Genomic DNA, 13,894 nt, shown 5'->3' on the forward strand with positions numbered 1-13,894 from the left:
GCTTAAAAAGGGTTGAATATGGAAAATGCTGGAAGTATTGGAATTGGTGTTATTTTAGGACTAGCGATTAAAAACGCAAGTGCGGTTGGCAAGGTAGTTAAAGATTTTAGCAATTTAGAAAAAATAGCAGCAAAAACTAAACTCGGCATTAGTGGATTGCAAAAAGAATTAAACACTCTTAAACTCAATGCCAATTTAAGAGCGGAATTAAAAGCTCAAAGAAAAGGTTTGCAAGATGAGTTTTTAAGTTTAGGTAATGTTATTCGAGGTGGAATTATTGGTAAGGGTTTAGGAGAAGCTATCAGCTTTGAATCTGCTATGGCTGATGTGAGAAAGGTTGTGAATTTTGATGAAGGCGATGATATTAAAAAAATGAGTGCTGATATCCTTAAGATGTCTCAAACTTTACCTGTTACTGCCAATGAGTTAGCAGCTATAGCTGCTGCTGGAGGACAGATTGGACTTGGTTCAAAAGATGTAAGAGAATTTACAAATCTTGTAACTAAAATGAAAGTGGCATTTGATATGAGCGCTGAAGATGTGGGAGATAGCGTTGCGAAAATTAAAAATATTTTAGGCATTTCTTTAAAAGACATGGAGGATTTAGGTGATAGTATTAATAATCTTTCAGATAATAGTGCATCTAAGGCTAGAGAGATTATTGATGTTATGAAAAGAACTGCAGCTGCTGGAAAGCAAATAGGATTTACTAAAGAACAAATTGCGGCTTTAAGCTCTTCTTTTATATCTTTAGGTAAGGGACCTGAAGTAGCAGGAACAGCTATTAATAGTCTTTACCGCGTTTTAGCCACAGCTGATAATATGGGAACTAAAACTGAATCTGCTTTTGCAAAGCTTGGTATAAGTGGAGCATTTTTAAAACAAGCCAGTTTTGATGATCCTCAAAAAGCTTTAGATATGTTTTTACAAAGAATTTCAAAACTAGACCAAAAAGAACAAATGGGCGTTTTAGTTGATATTTTTGGTCGTGAATTTGCAGATGATATGGCAACTCTTGTTGGAGGGCTTGACACTTATAAAGAAGCTTTAAAAAATGCTGGCGATGAAGCAAAAAAAGGCTCTTTACAAAGGGAATTTGATACAAGGGCTGCTACCACTGAAAATTCTATTATATTAATGAAAAATGCTTTTAATTCCTTAGCTGTTAATTTAGGTTCGGTTTTTTTACCTGCAATATCATGGGTGAGTGCTGGAATTTCTTATCTTGTTAATAGTATCACTTATATTACAGGACTTGTCCCTGGTCTTAATGGGGTTTTAGGAGGACTTATAGCTACTTTTTTGCTCGCCAAACCTGCAGTCTTAGCTTATGCTATTGCTAAAAACTATCTTAAAGATTGCACCATTTTACTTAAAAGTGCTTTGATTAAAACAAGAATACATCTTTTAGCTTTTCGTAATTCTTGTATATTATCTAATATTACTTTAAAAGCAAAAACCGTCACAACTACTATTTACACAACCTCCCTTAAAGCCTTATCTTTTGTTTTAGGTGGGCTTAATAAAGTTTTTAAAGCCGTAGCTAATGGCATTAGAGTCTTAAGCGTGGCTATGATGAGTAATCCCATTGGTCTTATTTTAGGGGGCATTGCAATAGTGGCTGGGCTTATTATTGCAAATTGGGATAAGGTTAAGTCTTGGTTTAAATCTTTTATAGAATGGCTTAAACCTGTTTGGGAGCCTATATACAATGTCATTAAAGCAGTATTTGATAAATGCGCCCTTGTATTTACAAGTTTTAAAGATATTATTATGAGCGTTGCTTCTCCATTAGCTGAGTTTTTAAATTCTATTTGGCAAGGTGTTGGGGATTTCTTTTATAGTATTTTTGGTTCTTTATTTGATTGGTTTGCTTCTAAGCTTTCTTGGGTAGGAGATATGATCTCATCTATAAGTGGCTTTATAAAAGATGCTCTTGATTTTATAGGGCTTAGAGATGATGAAGAAGTTAAGATAAGCCAAAGTGAACAAAACAAAGAAAAAGTCTTTACTACAAACACTTATAAAGATGAATTAGCTGAGACAAAAAGTATAAATCATACTCCAAGCTTTAATAATGGCAATATCAATGTAAGTGTTAATGGCACTTTTAACATAGCAACTAAAGATGGCAATTTTAATATGCAAGAATTTGCAAATGCTATACAAAAAAGTGTATTCGACGCTTTAAGAAAGCAAGAACAAAACAAAATTAACACTACAATTTATGGATAAAATATGAGTGAATATATAGAAATAAAAGGGCTTGAAAACTTTTTTAAAGCTTGTGATAAATTAATAGATATGGATAAACACGGGCAAAGCATTATGGCGGGTGCTGGAGAGAGTATAAGAAATAGCATTATAGACTCTTTTAAAAACGAATGCAGTATTTTTAATGGAAAATGGAAAAGCTTAAAACCAGCTACCATAAAACAAAAGATAAAAGATGGTAAGAATAAAGGAATTTTAAAAAGAGATGGAGAATTAAGCAATGCTTTAAATTGGCAAAGCGAACCTACTAAAAGTGGCGTAAAAGTCTTTAATAATATACAGACTGAAAATGGCTTTAAATATGGTTATGTTCATCAATGGGGAAACAGAAAAAGAAAAATTCCTCAAAGAGCTTTTTTACCCATAGATAATAACAAAGTCTTGCACCCAAGTATAAGAAGTGTGATTTATAAAGATACTAAGGATTTTATTGAAAAAATTGTTAAGAAGTGACAATATGGGGCATTGCATAGCAAGGAATGGTCGGGCGTGGCCTTTAGTGATGCGACTTTTTGGAAAATCGCAATTTTTCAAAAAGTGTTAGCAAGAATGGCAAGGAAGACTAAAGCCTTCCTTTTTCTAAAAACTAGCAAAAGCATTATAGCTTTATTTTTAAAGACTAGCTTTTTAAATTTTATTTTGAAAGGAGTTTGTATGAAAAATAATACAGACAAATTTCTAAAAACTAGCACACTTACTAAACCTACAAGAACTACACTAAAAGCTCCGTTTGCTTGGGTGGGTGGTAAAAACTATTTAGCTAAAGAAATCATCGCTTTAATGCCTGAGCATAAAAGCTATATTGAAGTCTTTGGTGGAGCTTTAAGTGTTTTTTATCAAAAAAGTGCTTCAAAAATAGAAGTCATTAACGACATTAACGACGAGCTTATTAATTTACATCTTTGTATAAGAAATAAACCCCAAAGCCTAGCAAATGTGCTTAATTCTATGATAATAAGTAGAAAAATCTTTCATATGCTTAAAAATAAAGAAATCAAGCCAAAAAATGACTTAGAAAGGGCTGCTTTTTATTTTTATCTTATCAGTACTTCTTTTGGTTCAAGTATGGGACAATTTGCTATGAGTAAACAAAGAGCACCAAAGAGATTATGTAGGGATTTTAGCTTACATACAAAAAGACTTAAAAATGCCAGTATTGAAAATAAAAGCTTTGAATATATTTTAAAAGAATATGATTACAATGAAGCTTTATTTTATTTAGATCCACCTTATGTTGGAACTGAGAGTTATTATAAAAATGTGCCTTGTTTTGGCTTAAAAGAACACGAGCTTTTATGTAATTTGCTTAAAAATATCAAGGGTAAATTTATGCTTTCTTATAATGATTGTGAGCTTATAAGAGAGCTTTATAAAGATTTTAATATTAAGGAATTAAAAATAAGGTATTCTTTAAATAATAATGTTTTAAAAAGAAAAGAAAGTAAAGAGCTTTTGATTATGAATTTTTAAAAGCTAAGAGAATATTTTTATATTCTCTTTTATTTTAGCAAAGAGCTTAAAAACTTTAGAGCTTCTTTGCTAAAATCTTTATTGTATTCTTCTAGGTAATTTTTATCTAAAATAGCACCGTATTTTAATAAAAGCAAAATCGCTCCAAAATTATTATGAGTTATTGCATAAAACATAGGCTCTTCGCCCATGCATTCTTTAGTTGCACTCATACCATTTTTAAGATATTCTAAAACAAGTTCATTGTTATGGTTGCAAATTGCGTTTATAAAAGTCTTGCTAAAACCTTTTTTGATATCTACTATTACTTTACTCATCTTATCTCCTTTTGTTTTGATAAGACAAGATTAGCTTCGCTTGGCTGAATGTGTGCTGTTGTTTGACATCTTTTTGAAATCAATTTGTATTAACCCAATCTTGCACCACATTTAATAAATGATTATAATCACTACTCATGGCTTCTTTTTGAAATTTACTTATTTCTTCTTTGCTTACACCTGCTTTTTTTAAAGCCTTGCTTACTCTTGCTAGAATACTAAAAGCATTGCCATCTTCGCCAACTAATTTCACATAAACATTAGGATATTTCATCTTTTCTCCTTAAAATTCACAAAAGGTACTTTTTAATTCGTATCTTTGTTTTTCATCATTATATTTAACTACAAATTTTCTACCTATAATATATCTTTCAAACAAAGGAACTTGTATAAGACTTTTATCTTCATTCATCTCAAATCTTTTAGCGATTGAATAAGAGTTTATGCCCATATTATAAATAGTCATAAGCTCTAATATATTATCCCTAGCAAGATAATCTTTTTCTTTTAAAAGCTTTTTGTACAAAATCCTAAATTCACTCTCTAAATCTTGTATGATTTTTTCTTTTAATTCTTTATCGGTGTAATTTTTGATATCTTTCATGTTTATCTCCTTTTTTGATAGAACAACCTTGTGTTTTACACTCTCTGTGAGATTAGCTTGACTTAGCTTATTGTGTACTGTTACATCTTAGAAAGTTCTCCAATTACCACACCAATTAGCAAAAAATCTCCATTTTTATAAAATATATCTTTATATAAAGGATTTAAAGAGTGTAAAATCACTCCATCATCTTGTTTTAAAACTTGTTTTATAAAAAGTCCATCTCTAGTATTAATCACACAAATGCTTTTATTCTTAAAAGTTTTATTTCTATCTATTACACAAATACTTCCATCTTTTATAAGTGGCTCCATGCTTTCTCCATAGCAAGTGATAAACTCACACTCTTTACTACCAAAAAAGTTTAATAATTTTTCATCTACAATAAGCTCAGAGCAATCTATTAAATCATTTATTCCACCTCCGCCTAAACTCGCATTTGTTTTATAAAGCTTTAAAATTTTATATTTATTCTCACATTCTAATTGATCTTTAGGAGAGACACCATAGAAAAAATAATTAATGCTTATATTCCTCTCATTTAAAAAGTTTAAGATTTGTGGATAAGGAATGGAGTTTCTAAATTTCATGGAATTAAAAGTATCAGGATTGATTCCTAATTCTTTGGCTATATCTTTTGTTTTTAAATCTCTTTTGCCTTCACTCGCAAGTATATCCTTTAACTTTTCAATCACTTCTTGCATTTGCATTTTAAATCCTTTGATTTTAACTTCAAAGAATTTAAACATAAAATTTCAAAAAGCAATTAAAAACTTTTGATTTGAAAGATTTTTAATATAAGAGCTTGAAAAATCTAACTTCAAGCTCTCTAAATTGATATTTAAAAACATCTTACTAAGCTATTTTTTTAACAAGATTTCATAAAAAATTGCTTCATTACTTTTTAAGTTTTCTATGTAACTATCTTCCAAAGCTTAATGCCATAGATAGTTACATGCTATTTTTATATAAAAAGTGGTTAAACTATGATTATATAGTGTTTTATGGGGATAGTTACATCAATAAGAAAATATAAAAATACTTTAAGCAAAAATGTAACTATCCTAGAGGGTAAAAAACACTTTTGGGATATAAAATTTAAAAGCAAAGCTCGTGTTTATCCATCTTTTAAACAGCATTTAATCACTTTTTTGGGACAAAGCGGACATTTTGGGATATTTGGGATATTTTACGCTTTAGATTAGGAAAGATAAAAAGTCATTTTTGTAAGCTTTAAAATCCTATTATTTGGGATTTTTGCTAAAATTATTTAGGGATAGTTACATGTTCTTTTTAAAATACCCCTTACACCTTCTTTGTCTAACTTATACTTTATTTATTATTTTAACGCATAAATAGTTAATTAGAAATTTTCTGAATATTTTTTATAAAACTGTATGGCTTCTTTGCATTTTTTACATTTAAATTTTACGCCCTTAAGTTGAATTTTTTGATGAATTCCAAATGGTACATCATGCATTTGTTCTACGCATTCGCATGTATAAAGATAAACTGTATTTTCATCATCTTTTTCTTCTTTGACTTCTTCAAAGCTTACTTCCCCATCATCTTCAGAAGTTAAAGAAGATCTTCTGTATTGTTCAACTTTCACATCTTTATAGAGTATATGTTCTAAAAGCCATTTTTTAGAAACTGTGTAAAGCTTCTCTTTTAAATCATTAGTGGTTTTTATGTTTTGTATAAGATAAGACATATCACGAATGATATTTTATGCATGATTTTGTGTTCATTTAAATAAGGATAATGAATTTCTTGCATATAATCTTCTTCATTACTAAAATGTTCTTTCATGTAGTTAAAAAGTTCTGTTAAAATTTCTTTGAGTTCTTCTCGTTTTACAAATTTATAAACAGTACTTTCAACCTTGCCTGCAAGTTCAAAAAGTTTTTGGTGTTGAATGTCAATCATTGTGTCATGAATACTGTATTTTTCATTCCAAGTTGGAATTAGCTTATTAAAAAGCACTTTCTTTAATTTTTGTATTTAAAATTAATTTAATATATTTTATTAAAATATTACATAATATTTTAATAAAATATTATTAATTAGAAATTATTCATTTTATTTATATTTGTATAATATAAAAAATATATATAATTAAGATTAAAAATTAAGACTTACTGATTCTAGATATAGAATCAGTAAATAATAATATGTGCAATTTGTGGTCCATGAACGCCAAAAACAGTGATAAGTTCTATATCTGCTGTTCTTGAAGGCCCTGCGATAAATAAGATATTAGTAGGTAAGATTTCATTTTCTTTTTTTACCAAATTTAAAGCTTCACTAAGACTTTTAACAACATTTTCTTTTTTAAGTAGCACTATACAAAGTTTTGGTGCAAGGCTTAGCATTCTAGGTTGGGTTTTGCTTGAAGGTATAAGTGCAACTCCGTGAGAACTCACTCCTGCTCTTGCGTGAATAATGGAAAAATCACTATGAAAAACCTCAGATCTTAAATTTTCGATTTCCTTATCAAAGCAAATTTTCTTTTCTGCCTTGATTTGTTCTAAATTTAAATTTAAATCTGCCCCATAAATCATACTTTTAAACCCGTATTTTGAAACAATTTCATTGATTTTTTCTTCTAAGGTATCTTTTGTAGCATTTTCAACAATGTATTTATTATCGCTCATTTTTTGCTTCATTTCTGCAAGCATATCTTGGGTTGTTTGGATGTGTTCTACAGGATCTATACTTTCAATACGTGTGAAAGTTGTTTCTTTGTAAGCTTTTTTAAGATGTTCTAAAATATTTGCCTTACTTTTGCTTGAAATTTCATCGATTTTACTCATAGCTTACTCCTTCTAGTTTTTGCACTTCTTTGTAAAGATCCATTTTAATTTGAGGTAATTCTTTAAAAGCGTGCCATTTTTTAATCACAGGTAAAATACTTGCGAAATTTTGCACTGCCCAGTTGAAATAATGTGCTTTTGAAAGTGAAAAACGCCATTTATCGCCATTGGTTGCGATATTTTTAAATTGTTTAAAAGCAAAGGCTTCTAGAGCATTGTGATGAACATTGTTTGCTCCTAAGGGTGGATTTTTACCTTGTCCTATTTTATCGCATCTTAATTTGCGAATAAGATCAGCCAAAGGAATTTGGACTGGACAAACTTCAGAACAACGCCCACAAAGTGAACAGAAATTCAAAATATCTCCTGTATGATCTATACCAAAAATATTAGGACTGATTACTTCTCCTATAGGTCCTGGATAAGTGGTTTGATAAGCATGTCCGCCGATTTGATCATAAACAGGGCAAAAATTCATACAAGCCCCGCATCGAATACAACGCAAAGCCTCATAATAATCCTCATGAGCTAACATTTTAGAGCGATTGTGATCAAATAAAATCACATGTACTTCTTTAGGACCATCTAAATCTCCATTTTTTCTAGGGCCTGTAATGATATTGTTATAAGTTGGTATAAATTGTCCTGTGGCTGAAGGAGTAAGTAAAGAAACCATAGTAGCCGCATCTTCAAAGCTTTCCATGACTTTTTCTATACCACAAAGTGCGATATGAATATCAGGTGCTGTAGTGCACATTCTACCGTTTCCTTCATTTTCTATAAGCCAAAAAGCCCCTTCTCTTGACATGGCAAAATTGACCCCACTAAGTCCAAGTTTTAAGCCTTCAAAATCTTTTCTTAAATGTTCTCTAGCTACCGCATTTAAACTTTCAGGTTCATCGTTTTCTAAATTTGCTCCTAATTTTTCTTTGAAAATTTCTCCGATTTCATGACGGTTTCTATGTATAGCAGGTACAACTATATGTAAAGGAGGCTCTTCGTTAAGTTGCAAAATAAGCTCTCCAAGATCGGTTTCTATAGCTTTTAATCCTTTTTTTTCTAGGTAGTGATTTAGGCCTATTTCTTCGCTTGCCATAGATTTACCTTTTAAAAGCTTGGTGATATTTTTTTCTTTCATGATTTCATAGACGATTTCACAGGCATCTTCATCACTACTTGCCCAATGCACTTTAATGCCATTTTTTGTAGCATTTTTTTCAAATTCTAAAAGCCTTTCTTCTAAACTCATTAAGGCATTGTTTTTAGCTTGTTTAGCTTTAGATCTTAAACCCTGCCAGTCTTTAAATCTAGCATCAATAACATTGAGTCTATTTTTTTGTAAAGTATGCATGGCAGTCATTAAATTTTCTTGCATTTGTTTGTCATTGAGTTTAATTTGAACGATTTGTTCGTGAGGAATTTTTTGACTCATAGTCTTTCTCCTTCTAAGCGTTTAAGTAAAAAGTCATATAAATGTATGCCTTTTATATCTAAACCCATTCTTTTCATTGTACCATCTATATTTAAAAGACAACCTCCATCGCCACTGATGAGATATTTTGCACCGCTATTTTGTATATCTTTAATTTTACTTCTTACCATAGCATTTGAAATTTCAGGCTCTTTTACTGAAAAAGTTCCGCCAAAACCACAACATTCTTCTTCGTATTGAAGTTCTACTAATTCTACATTTTTTAGTTTTTTGATAAGATTCTTGCTTGCTTGTATGCTTTTTTGCACTCTTAAAGCATGGCAATTAGAATGCCAAGTTACTTTTATAGGTGCACCTTTATCTTCATAATCTACTTTTAAAACTTCATCAAGGTATTGTGAAAGTTCTATAACCCTAGAGCTAAAATCTTTGACTTTAGAAAATTCAGGTCTGTTTTTAAAAAGTTCTTTATAGTCATGACTCATCATACCCGCACAAGAACCACTTGGCACAACGATGGGATAATCTTTATCAAATAAATCTACATTATATAAAGCAATCTCACGACTTTCATCGAAATAACCTGAGTTAAAAGAAGGTTGAGCACAACAGGTTTGATTTTTTTTAAAAATCACTTCAATACCTTCACGCCTTAAAAGTTTTATTGCATTTAAAACGCTTTGTTGCATAGCAGCAGTTCCTAAGCATGTGGCGTAAAAATACACTTTTTTCATCATTTTTCTCCTTTTAGGATAATTTAGGATAAATATTCTAATCCTGTAAAAATAAAAGCAAAGTAAAATTTCCAACAAATATTCTAAAAATGAATATTTGTTGAAATAAAACTTAAATTTTTAATTATTTCACTATAACTTCAGGGATGATTCCTTGTAAGAAAAAAGCTATAATGCAAGTCCAAATTCCTATTAAAACAATAAAAGCTACAGAATATTTTAATGTGAATTTGAAAAGATCAGATTCTTTTCCCACAAGTCCAACCGCTGCACAAGCTATAGCAATGCTTTGTGGACTGATCATCTTTCCAACAACCCCACCTACTGAATTAGCTGCTAAAAATAAAGCTTCGCTAATACCTAGTTTTTGAGCGCTTACTTGTTGCAAGGTTCCAAAAAGTAAATTAGCACTTGTATCAGAGCCTGTTAAAAATACTCCTATCCAGCCAATGATTGGTGAAAAGAAAGAAAAAGCATCACCTGTGTGTGCAAAAGCAAGTCCTAAAGTAGTGCTCATACCGCTATTTTTAGAGATAAAAGCAAAGGCCACAACCAAACCTATGGTGATACAAGGTATAGCCATTTCTTTTAAGGTAACCCAAAAGCATTCTGCAGCATCTTCGGCTTTGATTTTTAAAATAGCTATAGTTAGAAAAGCAGCAAGTAAAATCGCTGTTCCTGCTTGAGCTACGGTTTTTCCATTGATTAAATCTACACCCAAGGCCAAAGATAAAGGCTTAGCTTCTCCTATGCCTGTGATAGAAGGGCTTAAAATTCCAGTTGTGATATTGCTAAATTGTAAAGTAATACTTGTATAGCTTAAAATTCCGTCCTTGTCAAAGAGGGCTTTAAACCAAGGTTGTGTCCAAATGATAATACAAACAATGAGTAAAATAAAAGGTGACCAAGCTTTTAAAATTTGATTAAAACTTAAGGTGTTATCTTGAGTGAAATTGCTTTCATTGTCAAATCTAAAAATATTTTTTGGTTTCCAAAATTTCAAAAATACAGTCGTAACTGCTAAAGAAACCACAGCTGAAATAATATCAGGTAATTCCGCTCCTAGGTGATTTGAGCTTAAAAATTGAGTAGTTGTAAAACTTAGCGCCGCAACTAAAATAGCTGGAAAAGTTTCTTTAATACCTTTAAATCCATCCATTAAAAAAACTATGAAAAAAGGTATAGTAAGGCTTAAAGGAACTAGCATTCTACCTACCATGGCAGAAACTGAATGCTGTTCTATGCCGACAAGATTTGCCATAGCAATAATAGGAATTCCCACCGCACCAAAAGCAACAGGAGCGGTATTTGCGATAAGACAAAGCCCTGCAGCTTGTAAAGGACGCAAGCCAAGTCCTACTAAAAGTGCAGCGGTTATAGCCACAGGGCCACCAAAACCTATAGCACCCTCTAAAAATGAACCAAAACAAAAACCTATTAAAATCACTTGAATTCTATGATCTGGAGTAATGCTCATCACGCTTTTTTTAATGATTTCAAAAGAACCTGACTTGATAGAAAGTTTGTAAAGAAAGATTGCCGCGATGATAATCCAAGCTATAGGCCACATACCATTTGTAAAGCCTTGAATAAAACTTGCACCCACTAAATTCCAAGGCATTTTATAGGCAAATAAAGCTACTAAAGTAGCAAGTATAACAGTTAAAAAACCTGCTTGATAGCCTTTAAGTTTTAAAACAACCAAACAAACTAAAAAACATAGTATAGGTAAAAATGCCACTAAAGCACTTAGCCAAATGTTTGAAAAAGGGTCATAAATTTGTTGCCATGTTAAAATTTGTTCCAATTTTTCCTCCTTGATAATTATTATGTATAAATTTATTGTAACAAAAAATTAAATTAAAATAAAAGAATTATAGAGTAAGGTAAATTACATTGTATTATTATTAATTATTTTGTGTATTTTAGTAATATCATAAATATTAAATAAATATAAAAATAGAACAAGATAAAAATCTTATTCTAAAGGGGTAGCAGCTGTTAAAGGTGGGGTTATAATCATTAGTTCATTTACTTCAGCAAAAAAAATAGGATCTAGGGTGCAAGGGGCTATTCCAAAGCGTTTTTGTATAGGAATATTTGGATTAAAAAAAGTTACTATACATTCATCAGATTCCAAAACTAAAGAACGAATTTGCACAGCTGAAGTTGTTGTTGGCATTATAGAAAATACAGTTTCTAATTTACCATCTTTTAGATCATCTTGACAAGATTTTGCTCCAAAGGTTCCATCTTCTAAGATGGCTAAACAAAGATCGCTTTCTTTTGGATTTGTAAATTGCACATAACCAAAAGGAAGTTCATCAGCTAATTTATCTTTTTGTTTTAACTCATCGCTTAAAACAATTTCTTTAATATTCCAATTTTGATCAATAGGATCTTTTGAGGTATCCCTAAAGGCGCTTAAAAAAATTCCCGTTTCTAAGCTTCTTATAGAAACCATTTCGGTAAAATCTTTCAAATCTCCAGTAGGAGTTGCAAAGGCTAAAGTTATAAACATAAAAAACAAAGTAATAATTTTTTTCATATTAAATGTCCTAAAATTTTCTAAAATTTACTGGAAAATGATCTGAAACTATATGAGATCTTAAACTTGCAAGCATTAAAATCGCAGCTAAAAGCGGTGGAGTATAGGTTTGTTGTCTATTTGAATTTCCTGTAATTGCATAATCAAGAGTCCCTCCGCTTGCTTGAGTTGCGCTAGTTGGAAAAACCACTCTAATTCTATTTGCTAATTCTCTATCCACTGTACTTGTTATAGTAGAAGGATCACGGTTAAAATCCCCTGCTATCATCCAGTTAACTTGAGGCATATTTGCAAAATGTGCATCTACAGCTGTGATAATTGCTCCTACATCTGTTCCTCCATTAGCTAAAGCATGGATATTGAAAAAAGCATCATTTCCATTGCGAATTCCTATAATGGGTCTTGAAACTGTAGTAGGTGGAGGTAAAACAATCACTTCTTCAGCTTGCATTCTTGAAACTATAGCTAAATTTACACGATTAGCTCCTACATCAACGCGAGAATAATAAATAAAAACCCTATCAGGCCTTGAAAGAGTTCCTAAATTCCACTCATATTCATCAATAGGTGTTCCACCTTGTTGCACATGGCGTCCTGTTGGAGTGGCTGTTCTTGGTAAAGTTCCTGCTTCTTGTATCATTAAGATATCTAAGGGGTTTGCTCCACTTACAAGTTGTCTTACGCTAACACTCCATTTGCTTTCTGTGGCTGCAGATGAGCCTTGCAAATTCCAAGTGCCAACATTAAAATTTTCTAAATTTGCAAAAGCAAGGTTAAAAGATAAAAATAAACATATAATTTTTTTCATCGTACCTCTCCTTGGCGATATAAAGGTTTTGCAGTAAAAGGCGGAGTAGTTAAAAACCATTGTTGATCAAAATTATCTTTTTTTGCACACTCTACGGTAAAAATTTTAAAAACCTTGTGAAAATCACCATAAAGATTTGTAATAGGTGCTTGTATGCATTTTCCATTTCCTAAATTTTTAATTTGAACCGCTGTATTGCTCATAGGGATAAGTTTCCACATTTGTGCGTGATTGCTTGCATCGCAAGGATAATGGACAATTCCATTACCATAAGCATTAAGACAAGTATTGGTTTTGGCATTTTTAATCATTGCAAAATCATTAGGATAAAGCAAAAGTTGCCAAACTCTAGCATCGCCAAATCCTTTACTATCGATTAAAGTATAGCCCCAAATCCAATTTCCTTGTGCTAAAGCCCAAACCGTTAAAGCTGCTCCGCTAGGGCCTAAAATGGTTAAAAAATCAGAAACCGCAGGGCGATTTTCAAAAATTAAAACATCATTAAAAGCTTCGTCTTTAAAGCGAGGATTGATCCCATTTACTGCATTATTGTTGGCACTATTGCTTGTTCTAGTTAAAGGTGGGGTAATAGGAGTAATAGGTACTAAATCAGCACCGCTAATTAAACTTGGAATTTCTTGATTGGTAGGAAAAGTAGGTTCAAGTCCTAGTTTTAAAGGATCAGTATCTTCAAATTCTCCAAATGAACGCCCCAAAGGATTTACATTTTCAAATTTAGAAGAACATGCATAAAGAAAAAAAGTCATAAAACAACATAAAATAAAAACTATAATTTTTTGCATTAAAAACCTTGATATGTATTTAAATTTTTAAGAAAATAATAACATAAATTTCATTATAATTTTCCGCTTTTTAAAAATGTTTTATTTT

14 protein-coding genes and 1 pseudogene are annotated in these 13,894 nt (G+C 31.1%); 3 read left to right on the top strand and 12 right to left on the bottom strand.

Going from position 1 to position 13,894, the window contains the following annotated elements:
- Positions 1-18 precede the first annotated feature (18 nt).
- The 3 genes from OT390_RS00600 (at position 19) to OT390_RS00610 (ending at position 3,744) form a co-directional block, all read left to right on the top strand.
- A complete protein-coding gene (locus OT390_RS00600) occupies positions 19-2,235 on the top strand; it encodes a phage tail tape measure protein (protein WP_406611495.1) in 2,217 nt (738 codons plus the stop codon).
- A 3-nt stretch (positions 2,236-2,238) separates the two neighbouring features.
- Positions 2,239-2,727 carry a phage virion morphogenesis protein gene (locus tag OT390_RS00605; RefSeq protein ID WP_406611496.1) on the top strand — a complete coding sequence of 163 codons (489 nt, stop codon included), beginning with the start codon at positions 2,239-2,241 and terminating at the stop codon, positions 2,725-2,727.
- Positions 2,728-2,928: 201 nt separating this feature from the next.
- Positions 2,929-3,744, top strand: coding sequence for a DNA adenine methylase (locus tag OT390_RS00610; RefSeq protein ID WP_025985917.1), 816 nt, complete (start codon positions 2,929-2,931; stop codon positions 3,742-3,744).
- A 29-nt stretch (positions 3,745-3,773) separates the two neighbouring features.
- Here OT390_RS00610 and OT390_RS00615 read toward each other — a convergent pair whose 3' ends face one another.
- From OT390_RS00615 to cdtA, 12 genes and pseudogenes are all read right to left on the bottom strand, one after another.
- On the bottom strand, positions 3,774-4,061 hold the full coding sequence (locus tag OT390_RS00615) for a hypothetical protein (protein WP_002865266.1): 288 nt from the start codon (positions 4,059-4,061) through the stop codon (positions 3,774-3,776).
- Between the two features lie 79 nt (positions 4,062-4,140).
- Positions 4,141-4,335, bottom strand: coding sequence for a hypothetical protein (locus OT390_RS00620; RefSeq protein WP_002843339.1), 195 nt, complete (start codon positions 4,333-4,335; stop codon positions 4,141-4,143).
- 9 nt (positions 4,336-4,344) lie between these two features.
- The gene (locus OT390_RS00625) at positions 4,345-4,665 is read right to left on the bottom strand and encodes a hypothetical protein (protein WP_002865000.1); all 321 of its coding nucleotides are present in this window, start codon (positions 4,663-4,665) and stop codon (positions 4,345-4,347) included.
- An 80-nt stretch (positions 4,666-4,745) separates the two neighbouring features.
- Positions 4,746-5,375, bottom strand: a complete 630-nt coding sequence (locus tag OT390_RS00630) for a LexA family transcriptional regulator (protein WP_002878902.1) — start codon at positions 5,373-5,375, stop codon at positions 4,746-4,748.
- A 653-nt stretch (positions 5,376-6,028) separates the two neighbouring features.
- Positions 6,029-6,594 (bottom strand): annotated as a pseudogene (locus tag OT390_RS00635) (hemerythrin family protein).
- A 230-nt stretch (positions 6,595-6,824) separates the two neighbouring features.
- Positions 6,825-7,481, bottom strand: a complete 657-nt coding sequence (locus OT390_RS00640) for a lactate utilization protein C (RefSeq protein ID WP_032586499.1) — start codon at positions 7,479-7,481, stop codon at positions 6,825-6,827.
- Entirely contained in the window at positions 7,474-8,913 is a 1,440-nt protein-coding gene (locus tag OT390_RS00645) for a LutB/LldF family L-lactate oxidation iron-sulfur protein (RefSeq protein ID WP_032586501.1), read from the bottom strand. The genes OT390_RS00640 and OT390_RS00645 overlap by 8 nt, the downstream gene beginning before the upstream one ends.
- Positions 8,910-9,650, bottom strand: coding sequence for a (Fe-S)-binding protein (locus OT390_RS00650; RefSeq protein ID WP_002859761.1), 741 nt, complete (start codon positions 9,648-9,650; stop codon positions 8,910-8,912). The genes OT390_RS00645 and OT390_RS00650 overlap by 4 nt, the downstream gene beginning before the upstream one ends.
- A 121-nt stretch (positions 9,651-9,771) precedes the next feature.
- Positions 9,772-11,454 (bottom strand): L-lactate permease, encoded by a 1,683-nt coding sequence (locus OT390_RS00655; RefSeq protein WP_002859762.1) that lies wholly within the window; start codon positions 11,452-11,454, stop codon positions 9,772-9,774.
- Between the two features lie 171 nt (positions 11,455-11,625).
- Complete coding sequence (gene cdtC, locus OT390_RS00660) at positions 11,626-12,195, bottom strand: cytolethal distending toxin subunit Cj-CdtC (protein ID WP_002851967.1); 570 nt, start codon at positions 12,193-12,195, stop codon at positions 11,626-11,628.
- 10 nt (positions 12,196-12,205) lie between these two features.
- Positions 12,206-13,003, bottom strand: a complete 798-nt coding sequence (gene cdtB, locus OT390_RS00665; protein ID WP_002851847.1) for a cytolethal distending toxin nuclease subunit Cj-CdtB — start codon at positions 13,001-13,003, stop codon at positions 12,206-12,208.
- The gene (cdtA, locus tag OT390_RS00670; protein ID WP_002854626.1) at positions 13,000-13,806 is read right to left on the bottom strand and encodes a cytolethal distending toxin subunit Cj-CdtA; all 807 of its coding nucleotides are present in this window, start codon (positions 13,804-13,806) and stop codon (positions 13,000-13,002) included. Before cdtA ends, cdtB begins: the two co-directional genes overlap by 4 nt.
- Positions 13,807-13,894 lie beyond the last annotated feature (88 nt).

It is taken from the genome of Campylobacter sp. CFSAN122748 (genome assembly GCF_045277125.1).
Classification (GTDB): Bacteria; Campylobacterota; Campylobacteria; order Campylobacterales; family Campylobacteraceae; genus Campylobacter_D; species Campylobacter_D jejuni.